The sequence below is a fragment of the Bacillus sp. AY3-1 genome, assembly GCF_008368785.1.
GTDB classification, from domain to species: Bacteria; Bacillota; Bacilli; order Bacillales; family Bacillaceae_G; genus Bacillus_A; species Bacillus_A wiedmannii.
The window spans coordinates 517,577-537,484 of the sequence record NZ_QORZ01000016.1 but is presented as its reverse complement, the minus strand read 5'-3'; the positions used below and the strand labels follow the sequence as shown (position 1 = coordinate 537,484).

Here is a 19,908-nt window from a genome sequence, read left to right as displayed (position 1 = left end):
CCTTTTCCTATATACTCGTTTGAATCAGTCCTCCGCGTTCAAACTGCTGTAATACTTTCGTACGAATTTCTTGGAATAATTCCGATGTTTTACTACGTGGATAAGGTAAATTATTTTCAATCACTTTATGTATTTTTCCAGGCTTTGCACTCATGATGATAAGTCGGTTTGAAAGATATATCGCTTCGTCTATATCATGAGTAACAAATAACATTGTCGTTTTCTTCTGCTCCCAAATATTTAACAGTACTTCTTGCAAATGACTTCTAGTAAAAGCATCAAGTGCCCCGAATGGTTCATCAAGTAACAATACATTCGGATCTCTTAGTAAAGCTCTCGCAATCGCAACACGTTGTGACATACCACCTGAAATTTCTTTCGGATAAGATTTCTCAAAACCGTCTAATCGAACGATTTCAACCCATTCCTTTACTTTATCTTTTACATATTTATCTTTTAACGATAAATCTGCAGCGATATTTTCTTCAACTGTTAACCATGGAAATAAACGATGTTCTTGAAAAATAAAACCTTGTTTTTTACTCGGTTTTACAATTTGCTCCCCATCGATGATAACTTCACCTTCAAATTCGTTATCTAATCCCGCAACAATTTTCAAAAGCGTACTTTTCCCACAACCACTCGGTCCGATGACAGTGACAAAATCCCCTTTCTCTAATTGAAAATTAATATCTTCTAACACTTGAACCGTACCAGTTTGTTTCGAAAAATATTTTGATACCCCATCAATTGAAACAGTCACAATTTCCCCTCCTTGAAATGATTCATTTAAATGAATAGATTCAGCATTTGTATAATAAAAAAACCAAAGGCATTTTATCAATAGATAAAATGCCTTTGGTTTCTCCAATCAGCAATACGTTATAGAATTAACTACATATTATACAAATATTTCCGATAAGTCAACTAGGTTTTAATGAACGATATTTATTTTTTTATAAAGAGTAGCAGTTTCTGAAATGATTTTTGGAAGTGACTCTTGAATTGTGTTTTTGACTGTATGAAGAGCCTTTTCTACATACCCGTCTTCAAATTGTTCTAACGACTCAGGTAATTCATCCTCATCCAATATAAAAAATTCTCCACTTGGAAGTATCATAATATCAAGGATTAAATCTTCAAAGGATACCACTTCATCCGTTATACATGTATTCTTTACAATATTAAAATACGAACCTAGATACCCCCCATCCTGATCTCTCCAAACGTATAAATTATATGGACGATTTCCCCAGTAATATGCAACTGTATAACTTCCTTTCGGGATTGTTAACTTCTTATCGTTTGCTGCCATCGTAAAAGAATACTGTACTTCATGATATAAAATAATTTTGTCCTGCTGCGCTTCTATTAGTAAACAAGCATGATCTATGGTTGTACCATCATATCGGATTTTTCTTTCAATAATTTCAATGTCTGACGTACGTAAGCAACTCAATTTTTATTTCCCCTTTTATTTTAGTTCTTTCATTATATCCCTTTATATTTCCACTAAGAAAGCGTCCAGTCAATTCATTCATTTTTTTAAGTTAATATTTATGTAATCTCATTTTCTACTTCACAAAAAAGCCCCTTCTAAATTAGAAGGAACTCCAGTATTATTATTATTATTTTATAACCCATGATTTGTAAGCCTTTACTTCTAAACTAAACTTAGATTCTTTTAACCACTCTACAGCACTACATACAAGAGGAGATGAATTATCTTCAGTAATACTTTCTATTGGAATCCATCTAGCTCCTAATGAATCTTGCTCTTCAAATTGTTCCGGTAACTTTGAATTCACTTCCGCACCTTTCTACAAAGTAAAAAACTGCGATATGATGTACATGTGTGTACTCATTAAATTTTGATGGAAATTGAAAATCAATTGTACCTACTTGTTTTACTACCGTTACATTTAGCCCAGTCTCTTCTTTAATCTCTCTATGAAGTCCAGCTAATAATGATTCTCCATCTTCTAAACTACCAACAGGTAGATCATTACGATTTCTATATGGACCTTTAATTTTATCAATTACTAATAAATTATTGTTTTCGATACAAATGCCATACGCACCAAACGCACGATGAAAATTAGTAGCATTATTCATGCTTCAACTTCTCTATAACCGCATCATAAAATTTCCGTTCCTCATCAACATTTAAGTGAACACGACTTACTGTTTTAGAAAATCCATATAACAATTGTGCTTTCACTGGCTCTTTTAGCGTTATTTCAAATGTTGGAGGTTCCTTTATAAATTCCATCACAGTTGCGTCAAGAACTTCTTTTTCTTTCTTTAAAGGTTCGCCTTTATAAAATGCAATTTTATCAATTTGTGTAAATGGTATAACAATTTTCTTTCCTAATCCGATTTGAATGATTACTCGTTCTTCTGTAACAATAATTGGATTTTTACGCATTGCTTGTATTTCAGCTAAAAAATAAAACATTGCATATACGTTTAATATAAGTAAAATCCATGCTATTACTGGATTCCATTGATGAAGCAAATAATGAAAACCAATACTTTCTATTAAGGTTGCATGGATAATCATAATATATACACCTATTGCACCAGTCTTTTTGTGATATGAGTATACAGATTCACCTTCCTGTACTGTTGCACGCCACGATAAAAATGCATAATAGATTAAATTACACTCTGTTACAATGATATCTACTAATTTATTTCTTTTCATAGTAGCATCCAACGCTGCATCAATCGCATAAGAAAATGAAGAATATTCTCTTCTATATTCTTTATATCTTTTGATTGTATTAGGAAGTACTTTAACAATTTTATACAACAAGAATAGTTCTAGACCTACAAAAGCAATTTCTCCCGCAACTATAATATAAGAAACGTTTGAAAAAGCTTGTAAATAGTCACTTGGAATAATAAATCTCGCAAATATATATCCAGCTATTACGACAGGAAATATATACGTTAGCGAGTATCTTTTTCGAATAATAAAGAAATATGTAATAACCGGAATTACAAACATACAATCTAATAAAGAACCAAGCACTACTTCTTTCGGAGCGGCTGTTACAATCGGAAGGGCATACAATAAATAGTTTGATAACAAGATGAAAGATACGAGTCCAATCCAAATGCCTTTTCGCCTTCGTGATAGTGTGGCATTCATACGTTCACTCCTCTATTTAAAAACCTCGTTTAAATGATCTTTATAAAATGTAATCGCACGTTCAAATTCTTTAACTTCGTCTACTTTTATAACCGTTTCAAGTAATAATTTCATCGCGGATTCATGATCGTTAACGTTATATTTTGCTAATGATAAAAATACTTTTATCACGTCATTATCCGGAAACTGCTGCAAACCTGTTTCTAAAACTGTAATTGCTTTGTCATACTCACCTATACAACGATATGTACTTCCAAGACCGATATATGCACCGCAAAGTGACTCACCATCAAGACCATTTGCAATTGCCTGTTCATAATACGGCACAGCGTCTGTTTCAAGTCCCATTACATCATGTATCCAGGCACATTGAAAAAGCACTTCTGCATCCCGCGTAAAATTGGTTAACCCCATTAGTATCTCTCTAGATTGCGCATATTTCTTTTCATTTCTTAGTTTAATCGCTTGCTTTAATAAATGTTCCATAGAATCCACTCCTCACCAATTATTTTATGTATCCCTCTTGAATGGTTAACGTTTGTGTAAAAGTAAAATTCCCATAAATTAAAGTTTCGCTTACCTATATATACTATGCGGATTCACTCTTATCCAAATACTTAAAATTATAAAGCAGTAATGTGATTACATAGTACCTCTAACCTTTTGACAATTTCTTTCGCCGTTTCATCTTTCCCATTACATAACTTCCCTTTACCGTCCTGTCCAATTACGTAGTGCACCGCTCCACGTGAATATAAAGAATGTGGTGAATTTGCAATCATTACATTTGCCTTAGATTCTTTCATTCTATTTTTCGCTCTTTCAAACAATTCTTCTTCATTTACATCACTTTCAAGTTTAAAGCCAACGAGTACGGTTTCTGGATCCCACTCTTTTATTTGCTTTAATACTTTTGGAGCCTTTTGAAAATGAATAATTGGCGCTATATCACTTGAAATTTTCCCATTCATATTAAGAACATTACCATCTTGATCACAAATTTTGTCTACAACCCAATCTGATCCAGCCGCTGCCATAATGACCGCATCGACTTTTTCATGTGTAATTATACTTTTCATTTTATCTTGTAAATCAACAATTCCTTCAAATGGGTGTAATTCTAATTGATTGTTTACATCGTTCGGTTTCTCAGCGAAATAACCGTGTAAATATATAACATGTGCTCCTTTACTTATAAACTCTTCAGCGATTATTCTACCAATTGTTCCTTTTGCCATATTCGTATGACCACGCACTTGGTCCCATTTTTCTAAACAACCACCACTCGTAATTAATACCTTTTTCCCCTTCATTGTAACCATCCCCTACTGATTTTTCTTACGAAACCATTCTGTTCCAAAGTCAACTATATCTCGTTGCTTCATAAGACGGCACGTTGCATTTCCTATTTTTCCATTTGTTACAGTTCCTTTTCGCTCAAACTCTACACCGATTTCTACAAACTTATCAGAATCGTAATCCATATCAACAAACTCTTTCCATACTCTTGCACCATTCTCTATAATTGGTGCCCCTACTTTTATTAACTCACATGCACCAGTACGTACTTCAGATAAATGTACAGACGTATTGGAATCATATCCAACACCAATTAATAATATGTATCCATCTAAATCGTATATTTTTCTTAATGGAGATTCCTCTCCTAAACTCATTGATAGCGACTGATTCATCGTTATTTCTTCCGCATGTTTTCCCCATGCAGCAAAACTTCCTAATGGATGGTTGCTACGTACTACATTCGGATATGTACGAAAACATTCAACTACTTTTCCCATTGCCCTTGTTGGTGTTATATGTGGCTCAAACGCCGGGACGTTATCTCGAATAATTTGCCACCATTCTTCAGGTACAGGTGGTCTTGACCAATGTTTCGGATCAGATAAATCCGAAGATTGAGTTGGCATAATAATTGTTCCCTCTTCCGTAATAACTTTCATTAACGCCTCTACTACCGCAACGGCTCCGCCAGATACCCAGCCAATAGAACTGAGCGAAGAATGCACAATAACCGTCATTCCTTTTTCTAACCCTAATTCTCTTAAATCATTTGTAATTGTTTTGATTGTATTTGGCAATTGTGTACTTGCCACTATGTCATTCATTTTCACGATTGTTCCCCCATTTTTTAAAACTAATACATACATATATTATCATATTTTTCTTAATTTTTAACTTAATCATTTCTGTCACTTCAAAAAAAGGTTATAAATTCACATGCATAATAATCAAATGACAATATATCGATCTCAAATAACAATAGCAGATAAATAAAAAAACTTTATTCTCTTTTCTACTATTTGAACTAATTTGCTTAATTACATACGTTTTTTCAGTATGAAGAAAAATAAAAGTGATACGTCAAAACAATACAAACACTATATATAAACGAAAGAGCCCATCACAACTGATAAGCTCTTCCGTTTCATTTACCCTTCAATTGTAACCCCTGTAAACATCGATAAGTTTCCCGTTATTTTCTCGCCTACACGTAAAAATAACCCTGCGGCTCTCCCGCTAATACAGTGTGAACCAATTAATAGTTTACCAGTATACGGACCATCCCATGTGTCAATTGTATAGTCAGGCATTTCTATGTATTGCTGATATATTTTCCGTTGTTCAAAGTAATACTTCGTTTTATCTTCAGCCAATAGTTCATCATTTTCGTATATAGATACTCCTCCGCCTTCACGGCCGTATAAAGGTTTAGAAACATATGATTCATTTCTTTCTATAAACGGTTTATTTGTAAAATATGTTGGCAAGAAGTAGTTCTGAATGATTTCTCGCTCTTCTTTCTCAAAGAAAATTCCCTCTTCGAACAGTTGCCAAATTAATGCGAGTACACTTTTATTTTGCATAAGAAAAGAAGCAGGTGGATTAATAATTTTCACTCTTCCTTGCGCTATATGATCTAAAAGCTGAAGTCCAATTCTTTTCCCATTTTTATCGGTATCTGAAACTAAATATTCAATTGGATATAGTCTATATAAATAATGGATTCGTTCGCCACTTGGCGTATATATACCATCATCTGTAACGACGATATCTTGTATTCCTATATAGTCTGTTGATTGATCTAAGCAATAGCTTCTTAAAAATTGAACTGTTTGATGATCTTCATCGTGCCAATCATAACTAGTAAAATATATCGTCTCTTCAGGACCTATATTATAGTCATGTTTAATTTGTTCCCACGCCTGCACAATATGCTCTTCTATATGATTTGGGTGATTCACGTCGTGATAACGGCATAACACTTCATTTGCGACAGACGGCTCTAAATAACCTGTTGGTGTGTCACAATTTACTTCTATTAACTTTATATCTTCACCATTTACGATAAAGTCAAACCTTGTAAAATATGAAAACAAACCAATATGTTTCATTCTCGCAATTTCCCACGTTTCAGCTGGAAATCCTAGTTTTTGAAAATCTTCTGTTGTATTGACAATATATTGATACGTTCTATATAACACGTACATAACTTCCTCTGTCGCTTTTGAAATAGCAGTATAAGTTTTTACTGGCATACGATACATACCTGTTGCCATATATTGATTCCATTCTTCATTTTCTAATAGACTCGGCCATGTAAAACCATTCCGACCAGCCTCTTCCGCAAGTGAAAACCATACTTTCATATACTCTTTCTGCTCTTGTTCTGTATACATGATCCTATTATCCTTTCGTGTTATGATCCGGCTGGCGCTTTTGCGTTTCCAATTCCACTTGAACCAGAATTCACTTTCGGCGTTTGAGTAGTAGATGATTTCGGCGTATTTGTATCTGGCGTCACTTTATTTGAGGAATTGGGCTGTTGTTTGTTTAAATCTACTTTATTGGAAGAATTATTGTTGTTACTGTTAGTTCCACCGTAGTATCCTCCACCACCGCTGCCACCAGTTCTACTTTGGTCTTTTTCACGATATGGAATAATATTATTTGCATACGTTTTTTTCATTACATTGGGTTTTGCTGAATAATTCATATTTGAAGTTCTGCTTGCTAATAAATATCCCGCTACGAATGGCAGTATCGGTAAATGTGAGTTTTCATTATACGATGAAAACGATGGATTAATTTCCTGGCATAACTCATCATTTTCTACATTTTCATTGGTAGGAGTTTTATCATCACAATGTAAAGTTTCTTGTTCATTTCCTTGTTTTCCACCATCCGTTTTAACAGCAGTACTTTCTTGTTGAGCAGTATCTTCTTCATAATCGCCACATCCAGTTAATAAAAAAGATGATACCCCTATTGAAGTAGCAATTTTTATAAATTTACTTTTATCCATTCTCATGTGTTATACACCTAATTTCTTTTATCTATATTTTTCCATATAACTTTATTATATAATGTATATGTTAATTTTTTCAAACTAAAGCCTATATGCACATTTGCATATTTGCATATTTTATACTTTTTATTCCATGAATAAAAACAAACTATCATTAGATTATAATTTTATTTATAGACTATAATAAATTGAAAGACGACCTAATATCCGGGTCGTCTTTCAATTGTTTTATTTTTATATATTAAACGTCTCAATAAAATCTCTAATGGTCCATTCAGATTGTTTTTCTCCATTATTGTAGCTAATATGACAGACAATATCCAAATACTTATAGCTATCAATGCAGCAAGAGCGTTACTTACATGCCCTCCTAAATCAAATGCTACAGGTGATAAAAGTATAACAAGCAGTGCCTCATTCAAAACAAAAAATGTTAATGAGCGCTTTCCCAAAGCAATTAATGAAAGGCTAAAGTACCCTAGATTTTTCAATCTACTCCCTATTATACCGAAACCCGTTGCATATGCTAATCCTCCAACAATTCCAGTTAAAATATGAATTCCATTTATCATTCCAGCTGTAAATACACTTGGATACCATAAAGTCCCTATAAAAGATAGAGGCAAAGCACCTATTAAGGAAATTGCTAATCCTATAATTGTTATATAATATAATTTTTTCAAATTTTGCTCTGGTTTTATTAATAACTGATATCTAGCAATCCACAAACCAAGAATTACCGAAGGAAGAATTGGGAACATAAAATGGATGAGAACAGGTATAACAGGAAAGAAAAGTAATCGTAACATTGTAGTACTTAGATACGTGTCTTTTGCTGAAACATCTGGTGAAAAACCGTAATCGCCTATTGCTTGCATATTAAATCCCCATATTATTGGAATAAAAATGATATACAATATAGTGATAATCGTAAATGTTCGAATTAATGTTTTCATTTTACACTTTAATAGCGGGCTAACAAGAAGCCCCGCTACACCATAGGCCATAAGAATATCTTGCCCTCCAATTAAGACTGCTAACACAACCCCAAACAGTATTAAATACCAAGAGCGTCTTCTTACTATTTTTACAGCATGATTTTCATTTTTCCCTTTTGATATTTGCCCTTCAAGTGCTAGAACCAAACCGTAGCCTAATAATACGGCAAACATCGCTCTTGCACGGTTATCAATTATGAATATACCAAAAAGGTTTACAATTTGATCAAAGAAACTTCCGCTTTCCACCCTGTGCATAATTCCAGGATCTGCAGCATACAAGTAAAGCGGTGCATGAGCAAGTACGATTAATAGTAACATAGTACCCCTTGCTAAATCTAAAGAGACTGCACGCTTCTTCTCAATTGTTACATTATTTATTGACTTACTCATATTTTACTTCCTTTCTTAGCATCAACTAACCTTTCTTACATTTTTATCAAAAACTAATAACTAGTTGCTATTAAAATTAAAACAAATAAAGTGAAACTTTAAGCAGTGGCGGTTTCGTTCATCACCCACTAATTATTATTCCGTACCAATCGGGTTTTTACGAGCTTCAGGGCTTCCACCTAGCTTCCTTACTCCAGCCAAATTTTGAGGTGGGAGTTTTACTGTGCACAAATAGCGGGATACATATAAAACGAACTATTTCTTCAAATCCTATTCCGGATATTATATTCTAAGATGATTTTAATATGTTTTATTTTTAAAATACACATGAAATCTTTCAATCCCCGGATATCTTTCTCCTAAACTTTTAACCTGAAAACCAATTTTTTCATAAAATTCTACTGCCTCATTGTCTGTCTCTGCTTCTATATAAGTTAATTGAAGCATTTTTACTACTTCTTTTATCATTTGCAACGCAATTCCTTTATTACGATATTGTGGAGCGACTGCTATGTGACATATTCTCGCTTTATTTGCTCCGATTATTTCAATACCTATACAAGCCTCTTCTTCATATCTGTACAAAGTCCCTTTATTACTCTCATAATATAAAACTGCTTTCTTTAAGCTAGTTTCACTTGGCCCGACTGCATACTGTAACACATTTAAAATTGGATCTTTCACAATTTGTTCCACGCGTTGCAAATTCATTTCTACATTCCTTTCCATGAAAAAAGATTAGCTCTTTCTATAAAGAGCTAATCTCATTACGCTGTTATTTTTTCTTCTTTTTTCACAACGACCGCTACATAACTATGTAGTATCATTCCGACAATAACAAGACTCATTCCGATCCAAGATAAAGATGACGGAATTGGCGCAGATAGTAAGATAAGCTCTCCTACTAGCGCAAATAAAACTTCACCGGACTGTGTTGCTTCTACTGTTGCTAGTTTTTGTGGATCATCTTTTACAAGATCTGTCGCAAAGAAGAATAGTACTGTCGCGATTAAACCAGAACTAACTGCTACAATAAAACATTGGAAAACTTGGCTACTTGACGGTAATCCGCCTGTTGATACTTCATAACCAGATAGTAAAAACCAAAATGGTAAACTTGCTAATGTCATACCGAGAACTCGCTGGAATACATCTAATTCGCCTTTACAAACTTGCATCATTTTTCGATTTCCAAGAGGATACGCAAACGCTGCAATAAGTACAGGAACTACACATAAAACGGTTTCTCGAATTCCTAATGAAGAAGCATGTTCTACTTGCATGAGTACAACACCGCATAAAATAACCCCAGACATAACTAATTCCTTTATTGGAAGTTTTTTATGTAATGGATCTACTGCAAAAAATGGTGTTAACAAAATTCCTGCGACAATCGTAATTTGCCATGTTGATGCAACAAGCCAACCAGGTCCAAAAGCTCCGGCAAAACTAAGTGGTGCATAAAAAAGACCAAATCCAACGACACTCCACACTAACCATTCTTTCGGATTATTTTTCATATATTGAAGGAGTTGCTTTAAGTTCCCTCTATACATGACAATAAGTAAAAGCATTGGAACCATAAAGTAGTACCGTAATGAAGCACTCCAAATCCAGCTTCCACCTTCTAAGTCCATCGCCCGGTTTAAAACAAAGGTAAAGGCAAAGAAAAATGATGCCAATATCCCTACTGCAATAGCTTTCATTATAAAACTCCTTGTTTAGTTTCTTCTTATACTATACAACAAATTAAATATAATTAAAATTCGAAATCTTTATCTCGCATCTATTCTAGCTCTATATAGTCTTCTTAACTGACTAATATGAGCTTGATGGTACCGATTATGATCGGCTATATGCCATATTCCCCACCTTATAGTCGCAGTTTCTCCCTTCTCATAAAAAACTTCCCTTGTTAAATCATTTTCTGTTAGTTTCATACACTCCTCATAAAACATATGTTGCACCGCTTCATAAGCTTGCATTAATTCTTGTAATTTATACTTTCTTAAACTAGGCAATCCTCCCATTTCATTCAACATTGGTCCATATTTATTTTCAAGTGTCGGTGGAACTTCCTCTCCTTTTAAACGGTACACCCAGTGTAAATCGACTATTGCTAAATGCTGAAGTAGTTGCCCAATACTGTTTTCATTATTTTCTGCCCCTTTGAAGGACAGTTCTTTCTCATCAGTACCTTCTACTAACTTTTGCAGTCGTTTAAATGTATCAGTAACCGTCGCATACAAAATTGCTACTTGCGGGTTCATATTTTTTTCTAAATGGAGATCTTTCATACTAAACTCCCTCTATTAAAAGAACAAGACCATATGTTCATCATCACTATACACACCATTCATCTTTATAGCTCTCTTTTCAATCCCATACGTTTTAAAGCCCATTGATTCATACAATTTTTTTGCTGGTTCGTTTGTAGATACAACACCTAAGTTCAATTGTTCTAAGCTCATTTCTCTTGCTCTTTCAATTGCCTTACGTATTAACTCACGTGCAAGACCACTTCTTCGATTACTTGCATCTACATACATCGCAACGATATGACCTTTATGTTTATACGCCTCTTTCTCTTCTGTTAGTAAAGTAACCACTCCAACTAATTGATTCTTTTCATTAAAAGCACCGAATGTACAGCTAGTAGTAGCTGTTAAATTATTTTCCACTCGCTTAATAGGATTTTCTTGACGAATCGCCTCTTCATAAGTTGTTACAAATGCCTCTGGATTTACTTGTAATGCCTGTAAACGTAACTCCCAATATTGTTTTGCATCTTCTTTCGTAAGTAATCGAATCATATTTCTCCAGCTCCTTTAAGTTAACATAATATTTTTATAAACTACTATTTATAGATTCGTATTCTTCTCTTAACATACTATAACGATAACGATGAATGAACTTTCCTTGACGTAATCGATCATTTCTCATTAATCCTTCACAAACAAAACCAGCCTTTTCATAACTCTTTCTAGCTTGAAAATTATCTTCATCTACACGTAGCCAAACTTTTTCTAATTCAAATTCAAAGAATCCCACATGTAACATTCTATATAGGGCTGCTAATCCATATCCTTTACCCCAATACTCTTTATTACCAATTACGATTCCCAGTTCTGCATTTTTATTTGTTTTATCAAAGTTTTTAAGATCTACCCACCCAATATGTATGCCGTTTTCTGTAGTGATAGCTCTTTGTTCATAACCATTTTTTCGATTTATACATGCTTCAATCCACTTTTTCGTATCTTCACGAGTGAACGGTGGATATTGATCCGGTACAACTAAATGATTTGTCACTTCTTTATCTAATGACCATTGATATCGCTCTTCTACATCATCTAGTGTCAGTTCTCTTAATTGAACGATTGGTACATTCATTATGCTATCCCCTTTTTATTTTCCTATAGAAAACCCTTCGAACATTCTTCCTCCATACTGTTCTAGCGTTTTTTCTACAAAAGTAATTAAGTTTCTTTTCTCACCCGTTGTATAAAAATGATCGAACGCCTCTACAAATTGATCTGCGTAATGTTCATCATATTTTCTAAGTACCCTTATAAACCATTTTGAACTTCCAAGCCATTTCCCATTTACTCTTAATACATATTCATGTAATAAATCAGCTAATAAATTCGCGATAAACAATTCTTCTTCTCTTTTTGATGCACCAATAAAATCGTCCAAAGTATCCGTAATAAAATACCGTTTTTGCTTCATCATTTCTTCAGTCCATTTAGCTGGCCCTTTATTTAGTAAATCATTTGCTTCTCTTTTTAATTTCTCAACAATTTCATTTTCTCCTTTTAATACAATACCCTCTGAAACTAATTGTGGTAACGAAGGTCTTCCTCGGTCACAATCCATTTTAAAAAAGGTTTTACACGTTTCAAAATTATGTACAAACACTTCAACAGGCCATCCATTACTATAGAAAGATTCTCTATAACAAGACGTTAAACTTTGATCAACTATAACAATGTCCAAATCAGATGTTTTTGTCGCTTCACCTCTTGCAACGCTTCCTCCCAGTAAAGCTACATCACAATTCGGAAATTGTGATGTAATTATGCTTTGTGCTGCTTTCATTGGTTTCATAACCGTTCCCCTTTTCTTATTTCACTTTCTTTTTTTCAGCTCTTTCTCTCGCCTTTTGTATATACGGTTCTGCGTCTGGTGTTTTGCATGACGTTGCCCCATGGTCAACTTGTACTTTCCCAATTTCACGTGCAATTTCAATCGCTTTTCTCTCTAAGTCTTCATTACGAATTCCTATCGCGATTAAAGCACTATTCATCGCTTCTTTTTTTCTATTTTTTTCATTATGTATATTTGCTTTAATCTCTTCTAGATACGGAGTGAAGAATTCATCATGTAACGTTTTATTTTTAATCGCTATATTTGCTAATAGAGACCATCCTGCTCTTCCAATCCATTCATCATCAGACTTTGTCCATTCTTCCATTCTTTCTATCGCGATTGGCGACGTACAAATAGCTGTCATCAAAACGTCCATTAAACAATAATAATCAACTTCCTGTACCCATTTGTTTAGCTGTTCTGTCGTAACTTTCTTTGGTTCTAAAATCATTGTTGCTAAAGTCATTGCATCCATATTTTTTGTTTTCCATAATGAAATTGCTAAATCATGATCTTTTTTTATCTTCTTTTTTAACAATTTTAAATTGGCAAAACTAACTCCGAATAGTGGCTCTTTCGCTCCGTGGTTTTTATACGTTTTACGATTTTGTTCTGTTCCATATTCCTCTAGTTGCTGCATTACTTCTTCAAGTAACATATGCCCACCTCTTTATCTTTTATGTTGACTTCATATATGTATGTACGATATATTCTACATTACTTTTTGGTTTTCCTATATTTATTTCTTTAAATACGGTATGTGAAATTTTAAAGTTTCTACAGATAACTAACACAACCACGAAAAACCTGTACATTTTACATATACAGGTTTTCATTTCATCAATTTTCCAAAGTATAAGAAATAGAATATGAAAGAACTTTTATTTATTCGATTTTCTCTATATTTGTTGTAAGCTCTTTACATCTGACCACTCTTCTATAGACACTGCGTCCGGAAAAACTGTAACTACATTAAAATTCGCACCTTTTTCTTTTCCAATTTGTTTAGCAGCTAATAAATTCGCTGCCGCAGACGTCCCTATTTTCATACCAGTTTCATTATAAAAACGTGCTATTTCATACAAAAAGAGCTTCTTTATTCAAATGTGTTCATAAGTACAATTCTCCAACCATCTGGATCCTCTATTGTGGTCCCTTTCTCTATCCAATACGGATTTTCTGGTTCTACCTCATGATAGCCCATATTACTTAATCGATTCACTATTTTTTCAATTTCATTTTTATTAGGCATATAAAAAACTAGTAAATTATCTTTTGTCGGTGCCGGACATGGACTTCCATTAACATGCGTTGTAAACTCCAAATGATACTCGGCATCCGGTAATCCAAACATAACTCCATCATATCCTTCATGATTGTGAAATTCTCCTATACGCTTTAATCCTAACCCCGTCTCATAAAAACTTATAACTTCTTCAAATTTATCTGTTGGTCTTGCCATTCTAAATTGAACCCAATTCTTCATGCAAATCTCCTCCTTTTCATTTTCCAAAGCTTTATAGTAATTATTATAAGTTACATATATTTCCTTTCATATCCCTCATTAGTGTGAGAACTACCTAAGTTGAAAGACCTATTAGTTTATAAATAGTAGGTCTTTAGTACTAAATTCATATAAAAGTAGTTATGTAAATATTGAGATGAAATAAATAGTTCTTCCGATAATATCCAATGTTCCCCAGACTAAAATTTAATTTTTTCTATACCAATATTTTAATAGAAAACAAAAATATTCGAATCAATAATTGGAATGAAAATGAAATGCTACGAAAGTATGATTAGTCCCCTTTCATTTTGATATCGATTCTCCTAAAAACCACCTACATCATTATTAGAAGAACCAAATTTAATTCCTGAAAATTTTCATAATAAACATTCAAATCACCCTGTTTTTTCAAGACTGCAATTGATACAAAATCTTGCATATTTTTGAACAAACTTTTTTGCACTTGTAAAAAAGTTTTTTTGCAATTACCTCCCTATAATTGCTAATATAGTAGAGTAGAACTTTTATAGAGAGAAGGAAAATTATGCACAATGGAATTCGAATGACAACTTTAGTAAAAAGGGCTATGTTGATTTGCGCGGGGGTATTATTTACATACGAAGCAGCTTTAGGATCAGCACATATTGCTCTAGCAAGTACAGAGGATGAAGCAAAATCTGTTCAACTTGTAAGTGAAATTCAATCATCTCTTGCACCGAAAGAAGCTCCAAAACAATATAATGGGCAAGTTAGAAAAGTAGCTTATTTAACATTTGATGATGGTCCTGGAAAATACACAGCTGAGCTTTTAGATATGTTAAAGAGAGAAAATGCAAAAGCAACATTTTTCCTAATTGGTTCAAACGTAAAAGCATTCCCTGATCTTGTAAAACGTGAAGATGCTGAAGGCCACTATGTTGGGATGCACAGTATGACTCATAACTACAAGAAACTTTACACAGAAGGTCATTACGTAGATGAAATGAAGGAAGACCAAGGCTTAATCGCTGGCGTTCTAGGTAAATCACCAGTATTAACTCGTCCATCTTACGGTTCAATGCCAGGATTAAACGAAGCTCTTCGTAACAAAGTTGTAGAAAATGGCTTGAAAGTTTGGGATTGGACAATTGATTCTTTAGACTGGAAATATAACAAAATGCCTGTTGACGCTGCATCAGCTAAAATTGTCGAAAACGTTCTAAATGGTGCTAACAAACCGACAGAAGTTATTCTTATGCACGACATTCATCCACAATCCGTTAAAGCAGTACCTGGAATTATTAAAGGGCTGAAAGAAAAAGGATATGAATTAGAAAGTTATAGTGAGAACGAACACTTCCCATTAAACTTCTGGCACGATAATCGTATGTAATGAAAAAGACTCTATTTCCTCTAGTAGGTTATTGAGTCTTTTTTTATCGCATTGGGTATTACTTCTCGTATATTCAATTCAACTCCCTCCTCCCCTTATATGAATAGAAATTAAGAATCACATTAATTTAACTTAAAAACATGTCATGTTATACTATAGGCTAGTTTAAATGAGTAGGTGTCACATGATAGTATATACAGTTCAAACTGAAACAGCATGGAAACAATTTAAAAAACTTGGTTATTTAGAAGGAAGTAAAGAAAACATCGATCCCGATTTTATATACTCATACGATTGGATGGTACGTGTAGCTAAAAAAAGATTACCCCACTACGAAGGTAACTATCCTATTTGGGTCTGGGAAGCAAATAATTATCCAGATCGAAATGCTAAAGCCTGGGGTAGAGAAAATTCAAAAATGGTAATTTTAACACTTGATGTGCCGAATGAATGGGTACTATGGAGTGATATTAGTTACTGGTGTTGTGCCATGACTGCTAGCTCTATGTATTTTCATCAAACAAATAAACGAACATTAAAAGACTGGTTTACTTTTATGGATGAAGAGTACAGATTAATATTCGACTTCGACTATTTATTATCTCATCCTGATTGGTATAAAGGTAAAGAGGCCTCATTAGAAAAACAAGGTGTTATCGGCAAAATCCCCCTTTCCTTTGTAAAAAAAATCAGACGTTTTCGTGCTAAGGAAGATAAATCTATTAATGAAATCAGAAGTGATAACTGGGATAATAGAAAAGAAAATCGTATCAAAAAGATGAATCGAAAATTAAGAAAAAGAAACGACAAGCAAAAAAATTGCAAAAGCGACTTATACGGAATTAAAACATATATATCAAAATACAGTAAGAAATTATGGATTGAGTATACAAATTCAATCCTATTTTTTATATTATCAACACTTTAGCACATATTACTCTTAAGGAGTGATGTGTATATGGATTTTCTTTCAACCGAATATTTGTCTGCCTTACTTGCCATCATTGTAATTGATTTAGTGTTAGCCGGTGATAATGCCATTGTAATTGGGTTAGCAGCAAGGCGATTACCGAAAGATCAGCAAAAGAAAGTTATTATTTGGGGAACTATCGGGGCAATCGCGATTAGAGCCCTCGCTACTTTAGTTGTCGTTTGGTTATTAAAAATACCAGGGCTACTTCTAATTGGTGGTGTACTCCTTATATGGATCGCTTACAAATTAATTGCTGAAGGTAAAGATCATGATATTAAGGCAGAAGAAGGATTTTGGTCTGCTATTAAAACGATTATTATAGCTGATGCATTAATGGGAATTGATAATGTTCTCGCTGTTGCAGGAGCTGCGCATGGTAATTTTTCTTTAGTAATCATTGGACTATTAGTATCTATTCCAGTAGTAGTATGGGGCAGTACCTTAATTTTAAAATGGGTCGATAGATTCCCTGTCATCATTACGATTGGAGCAGCTGTTTTAGCTTATACTGCTGCGAAAATGATTGTAGATGAGAAATGGTTCGCTGGATTTTTCGAAAGTAATCCTTTCATAAAATGGGCATTTATCATTATTATCATTGCCGGTGTAGTATTCTTTGGAAAGATGAAACAAAAAACGAAAGATAATTCAATATAATGACAACGTTATATGTACAAACAAAAGCGCTACTCATATGAGTAGCGCTTTTTAATATTTATTTCGTTTCTCCGTCTTCAGTCGTCTTTACCTTCGTTTTATTTTTATCACGATGGTTATAGTTGTACTTCGAACGATCGACCGGTGTAAATCCTTCCGGTGTATAGAATCGTAATAAGTCACCGTTTACGACTTGGTCAGAGTATTTTAGTGATTTTTGAACCATTTGTTCATTTTGTTTTATTTCATCTGTTAATTCAACAGAGTTACCAGTTGCTGTATCATAGTATTTGCCGTTTAGCGCAGTCACTGTTGGACTTACGTAGTTACCGTTACGGAATGGGACGACTTGTTTATGCTCTGGTGATAATAAATCAGATCCAAACTGGACATAATTTTTCGTATCTGTACCTAGTAAGTGTAATAACGTTGGAAGAACATCAATTTCTCCGCCGTATTGATGTTGTACGCCGCCCTTCATTCCTGGAACACGAATGATTAATGGTACACGTTGCAGTTGTGCATTTTCAAATGAGTTCATTTCTTTACCCATTACTTGAGACATTGCTGCGCCATGATTATCTGAAATACCGTAATGGTCACCGTACATAACGATAATTGAGTTATCGTATAAACCAGATTGTTTCAAGTAATCCAAGAAACCTTTTACTGACTCATCTAAATAACGTGCCGTTTGGAAATACGTATCTACTGATGAATCACCTGTAGTCGCTGGTTCAATTGTTGTTTCCGCTTTATCAATCGGATAAGGGAAATGGTTCGATAACGTAATGAACTTCGTATAGAACGGTTGTTTCAATGTTTGTAATAACGGAATGGATTCATTAAAGAACGGTTTATCTTTTAATCCATAGTTTACTACATCTTTTTCATTCATATCATAGTATGACGCATCAAAAAATTTATTGAAACCAAATGATTTATAAATATCATCACGGTTCCAAAATGTTTTATAGTTACCGTGGAATACAGCTGATGTGTATCCTTGTTGTCCTAAAATAGCTGGTGCTGATTGATACGTGTTATGAGCTTTATTTGTAAAAACAGATCCTTGCGGTAACCCATACATTGAGTTTTCTAGCATGAACTCAGCATCAGATGTTTTACCTTGTCCTGTTTGATGGAAGAAGTTATCAAAGTATAGCGTATTCGCATCTTTTGTAAATGAATTTAAGAACGGTGTAACTTCTTGCCCGTTTAATTTATAATCAATTAAAAAGTTTTGGAATGACTCTAAATGAATATAAATTACGTTCATTCCTTTTCCTTTACCGAAGTACTCAGGATTAGGACTTGCATATGTTGATGCAAGATAATTTCTAACCTCTGTCATATTATCTCCATCAGCTAACGCTCGTTCTGTTGATGCTTTCGCACTTTGAATGCCATCATAAATCGTATAGTTGTATGCCCCTAAATATTTCACAATGTAATTGCGGTCAAATGTTCTTGTTAATAATTCAGGACGATCGGATTCTGCAAGACCTAAGTTAATGCTGAATAATAAAATACCTGCTACAAATACTAGTGATACTTTATGTTTCGCAACACGAATTGGTTTTGGATTTGCAAATTTTGTTGCAACTAAAACAATTAAAATGATTGTATCTAGGAAATATAGTGGATCATATGCGTGTAGCAATGCAAAAATACTACCACCTAAATCTCCAAAGTTATTCGTTTGTGTTAATGTCGGGAACGTAATAAAGTCACTGAAAAAGCGATAATATACTACGTTTGCGTATAACAGTATAGACATTAACAAATTAATAACAATTAACCAAATGTAAGCACGTTTCCCCTTTGCGAATAATGCGAGCCCTAAAAATAAAACTGCTGAGCTTAACGGGTTGAAAAACAGTAAAAACTTTTGGATTGTGTTGGATATCCCTAAATTAAATTCTGTCACATATGCTGCGTATGTTTTTAACCAGAATAAAATAATGGCAAACACGAAAAATCCAAAGTGATTGCTTAACACTCGCTTACTCTTTAATAGTAATTGTTTCATCTCTCCACCTCTTTTGATCATCCAAGGCTTATTTTTTTATAAGTCTGTCTCTCTATTCAATTTTTTATCTTCAAATAGATTTTATTTGTTTAACTAAATGAAGAATATTAGTAATTATAATTTGAAGCTAGTATTTATTCAACCATTTCTTTCTAGACATTTTGACCTTGGTTTCTATTTAATAAAATAAATTTGTAACATTTTCTGTTTTCTCCCATGTCTCATCCACTAATTATGACACCACATACTATAAACCTTTATTCACTGCTTCGCAAATAAATATGTCTCCAGTTCTGGAACATTAATGTAATATAATGAAATTCACAATAGATATCATTTG

20 protein-coding genes and 3 pseudogenes are annotated in these 19,908 nt (G+C 33.6%); 3 read left to right on the top strand and 20 right to left on the bottom strand.

The annotated features are described in order from the left end of the window. Positions 1 to 7: 7 nt before the first annotated feature. From DN389_RS14030 to DN389_RS13940, 19 genes and pseudogenes are all read right to left on the bottom strand, one after another. The gene (locus DN389_RS14030; protein WP_088122400.1) at positions 8 to 763 is read right to left on the bottom strand and encodes an ABC transporter ATP-binding protein; all 756 of its coding nucleotides are present in this window, start codon (positions 761 to 763) and stop codon (positions 8 to 10) included. Between the two features lie 171 nt (positions 764 to 934). Further along, positions 935 to 1,459 carry a ribonuclease FAU-1 family protein gene (locus DN389_RS14025; protein ID WP_088122401.1) on the bottom strand — a complete coding sequence of 175 codons (525 nt, stop codon included), beginning with the start codon at positions 1,457 to 1,459 and terminating at the stop codon, positions 935 to 937. 169 nt (positions 1,460 to 1,628) lie between these two features. Further along, a pseudogene (locus DN389_RS14020) lies at positions 1,629 to 2,115 on the bottom strand (NUDIX hydrolase). Further along, entirely contained in the window at positions 2,108 to 3,157 is a 1,050-nt protein-coding gene (locus DN389_RS14015; RefSeq protein WP_149237290.1) for a hypothetical protein, read from the bottom strand. The pseudogene DN389_RS14020 and the gene DN389_RS14015 overlap by 8 nt, the downstream one beginning before the upstream one ends. A 12-nt stretch (positions 3,158 to 3,169) precedes the next feature. Further along, positions 3,170 to 3,643 (bottom strand): tetratricopeptide repeat protein, encoded by a 474-nt coding sequence (locus DN389_RS14010; protein ID WP_137036125.1) that lies wholly within the window; start codon positions 3,641 to 3,643, stop codon positions 3,170 to 3,172. 137 nt (positions 3,644 to 3,780) lie between these two features. Further along, positions 3,781 to 4,470, bottom strand: a complete 690-nt coding sequence (locus tag DN389_RS14005) for a phosphopantothenoylcysteine decarboxylase domain-containing protein (protein ID WP_048566190.1) — start codon at positions 4,468 to 4,470, stop codon at positions 3,781 to 3,783. A 12-nt stretch (positions 4,471 to 4,482) separates the two neighbouring features. Next, positions 4,483 to 5,283: a BA2930 family N-acetyltransferase gene (aacC, locus tag DN389_RS14000; protein ID WP_131233603.1), complete on the bottom strand. Its 801-nt coding sequence runs from the start codon at positions 5,281 to 5,283 to the stop codon at positions 4,483 to 4,485. Positions 5,284 to 5,607: 324 nt separating this feature from the next. After that, entirely contained in the window at positions 5,608 to 6,855 is a 1,248-nt protein-coding gene (locus tag DN389_RS13995) for a glutathionylspermidine synthase family protein (RefSeq protein ID WP_149237289.1), read from the bottom strand. A gap of 20 nt (positions 6,856 to 6,875) precedes the next feature. After that, entirely contained in the window at positions 6,876 to 7,487 is a 612-nt protein-coding gene (locus tag DN389_RS13990; RefSeq protein ID WP_149237288.1) for a hypothetical protein, read from the bottom strand. 197 nt (positions 7,488 to 7,684) lie between these two features. Next, positions 7,685 to 8,875: a DUF418 domain-containing protein gene (locus DN389_RS13985; protein WP_149237287.1), complete on the bottom strand. Its 1,191-nt coding sequence runs from the start codon at positions 8,873 to 8,875 to the stop codon at positions 7,685 to 7,687. A gap of 300 nt (positions 8,876 to 9,175) precedes the next feature. Beyond that, entirely contained in the window at positions 9,176 to 9,586 is a 411-nt protein-coding gene (locus DN389_RS13980; protein ID WP_088063933.1) for a GNAT family N-acetyltransferase, read from the bottom strand. A 56-nt stretch (positions 9,587 to 9,642) separates the two neighbouring features. Next, entirely contained in the window at positions 9,643 to 10,581 is a 939-nt protein-coding gene (locus DN389_RS13975; RefSeq protein WP_098802909.1) for a DMT family transporter, read from the bottom strand. Positions 10,582 to 10,650: 69 nt separating this feature from the next. After that, a complete protein-coding gene (locus DN389_RS13970) occupies positions 10,651 to 11,172 on the bottom strand; it encodes a DinB family protein (protein WP_098802911.1) in 522 nt (173 codons plus the stop codon). A gap of 15 nt (positions 11,173 to 11,187) precedes the next feature. After that, positions 11,188 to 11,688, bottom strand: coding sequence for a GNAT family N-acetyltransferase (locus DN389_RS13965; protein WP_098047767.1), 501 nt, complete (start codon positions 11,686 to 11,688; stop codon positions 11,188 to 11,190). 34 nt (positions 11,689 to 11,722) lie between these two features. Continuing rightward, positions 11,723 to 12,268, bottom strand: a complete 546-nt coding sequence (locus DN389_RS13960; RefSeq protein WP_088063774.1) for a GNAT family N-acetyltransferase — start codon at positions 12,266 to 12,268, stop codon at positions 11,723 to 11,725. A gap of 15 nt (positions 12,269 to 12,283) precedes the next feature. After that, positions 12,284 to 12,985: a nucleotidyltransferase domain-containing protein gene (locus tag DN389_RS13955; protein ID WP_149237286.1), complete on the bottom strand. Its 702-nt coding sequence runs from the start codon at positions 12,983 to 12,985 to the stop codon at positions 12,284 to 12,286. 16 nt (positions 12,986 to 13,001) lie between these two features. After that, positions 13,002 to 13,685: a DNA alkylation repair protein gene (locus DN389_RS13950; RefSeq protein WP_075307548.1), complete on the bottom strand. Its 684-nt coding sequence runs from the start codon at positions 13,683 to 13,685 to the stop codon at positions 13,002 to 13,004. Between the two features lie 241 nt (positions 13,686 to 13,926). Further along, a pseudogene (locus tag DN389_RS13945) lies at positions 13,927 to 14,112 on the bottom strand (cysteine synthase family protein); the annotation flags it as partial. An 11-nt stretch (positions 14,113 to 14,123) separates the two neighbouring features. After that, a complete protein-coding gene (locus DN389_RS13940) occupies positions 14,124 to 14,513 on the bottom strand; it encodes a VOC family protein (RefSeq protein WP_098802914.1) in 390 nt (129 codons plus the stop codon). Between the two features lie 565 nt (positions 14,514 to 15,078). Here DN389_RS13940 and DN389_RS13935 point away from each other — a divergent pair. The 3 genes and pseudogenes from DN389_RS13935 (at position 15,079) to DN389_RS13925 (ending at position 17,536) form a co-directional block, all read left to right on the top strand. Further along, entirely contained in the window at positions 15,079 to 15,906 is an 828-nt protein-coding gene (locus DN389_RS13935) for a peptidoglycan-N-acetylglucosamine deacetylase (protein WP_060487153.1), read from the top strand. Positions 15,907 to 16,090: 184 nt separating this feature from the next. Continuing rightward, positions 16,091 to 16,752 (top strand): annotated as a pseudogene (locus DN389_RS13930) (DUF3841 domain-containing protein). Between the two features lie 112 nt (positions 16,753 to 16,864). Further along, positions 16,865 to 17,536 carry a TerC family protein gene (locus DN389_RS13925; protein WP_088082048.1) on the top strand — a complete coding sequence of 224 codons (672 nt, stop codon included), beginning with the start codon at positions 16,865 to 16,867 and terminating at the stop codon, positions 17,534 to 17,536. Between the two features lie 58 nt (positions 17,537 to 17,594). Here DN389_RS13925 and ltaS read toward each other — a convergent pair whose 3' ends face one another. Then, complete coding sequence (ltaS, locus tag DN389_RS13920; protein ID WP_149237285.1) at positions 17,595 to 19,568, bottom strand: lipoteichoic acid synthase; 1,974 nt, start codon at positions 19,566 to 19,568, stop codon at positions 17,595 to 17,597. Between the last annotated feature and the right edge of the window lie 340 nt (positions 19,569 to 19,908).

What these genes read in the sequence shown, in the direction of transcription:
- DN389_RS14015 (WP_149237290.1), bottom strand. Translation starts at nt 3,157, where the DNA reads ATGAATGCCACACTATCACGAAGGCGAAAAGGCATTTGGATTGGACTC.
- DN389_RS14010 (WP_137036125.1), bottom strand. Translation starts at nt 3,643, where the DNA reads ATGGAACATTTATTAAAGCAAGCGATTAAACTAAGAAATGAAAAGAAA.
- DN389_RS14005 (WP_048566190.1), bottom strand. Translation starts at nt 4,470, where the DNA reads ATGAAGGGGAAAAAGGTATTAATTACGAGTGGTGGTTGTTTAGAAAAA.
- aacC (WP_131233603.1), bottom strand. Translation starts at nt 5,283, where the DNA reads ATGAATGACATAGTGGCAAGTACACAATTGCCAAATACAATCAAAACA.
- DN389_RS13995 (WP_149237289.1), bottom strand. Translation starts at nt 6,855, where the DNA reads ATGTATACAGAACAAGAGCAGAAAGAGTATATGAAAGTATGGTTTTCA.
- DN389_RS13990 (WP_149237288.1), bottom strand. Translation starts at nt 7,487, where the DNA reads ATGAGAATGGATAAAAGTAAATTTATAAAAATTGCTACTTCAATAGGG.
- DN389_RS13985 (WP_149237287.1), bottom strand. Translation starts at nt 8,875, where the DNA reads ATGAGTAAGTCAATAAATAATGTAACAATTGAGAAGAAGCGTGCAGTC.
- DN389_RS13980 (WP_088063933.1), bottom strand. Translation starts at nt 9,586, where the DNA reads ATGAATTTGCAACGCGTGGAACAAATTGTGAAAGATCCAATTTTAAAT.
- DN389_RS13975 (WP_098802909.1), bottom strand. Translation starts at nt 10,581, where the DNA reads ATGAAAGCTATTGCAGTAGGGATATTGGCATCATTTTTCTTTGCCTTT.
- DN389_RS13970 (WP_098802911.1), bottom strand. Translation starts at nt 11,172, where the DNA reads ATGAAAGATCTCCATTTAGAAAAAAATATGAACCCGCAAGTAGCAATT.
- DN389_RS13965 (WP_098047767.1), bottom strand. Translation starts at nt 11,688, where the DNA reads ATGATTCGATTACTTACGAAAGAAGATGCAAAACAATATTGGGAGTTA.
- DN389_RS13960 (WP_088063774.1), bottom strand. Translation starts at nt 12,268, where the DNA reads ATGAATGTACCAATCGTTCAATTAAGAGAACTGACACTAGATGATGTA.
- DN389_RS13955 (WP_149237286.1), bottom strand. Translation starts at nt 12,985, where the DNA reads ATGAAACCAATGAAAGCAGCACAAAGCATAATTACATCACAATTTCCG.
- DN389_RS13950 (WP_075307548.1), bottom strand. Translation starts at nt 13,685, where the DNA reads ATGTTACTTGAAGAAGTAATGCAGCAACTAGAGGAATATGGAACAGAA.
- DN389_RS13940 (WP_098802914.1), bottom strand. Translation starts at nt 14,513, where the DNA reads ATGAAGAATTGGGTTCAATTTAGAATGGCAAGACCAACAGATAAATTT.
- DN389_RS13935 (WP_060487153.1), top strand. Translation starts at nt 15,079, where the DNA reads ATGCACAATGGAATTCGAATGACAACTTTAGTAAAAAGGGCTATGTTG.
- DN389_RS13925 (WP_088082048.1), top strand. Translation starts at nt 16,865, where the DNA reads ATGGATTTTCTTTCAACCGAATATTTGTCTGCCTTACTTGCCATCATT.
- ltaS (WP_149237285.1), bottom strand. Translation starts at nt 19,568, where the DNA reads ATGAAACAATTACTATTAAAGAGTAAGCGAGTGTTAAGCAATCACTTT.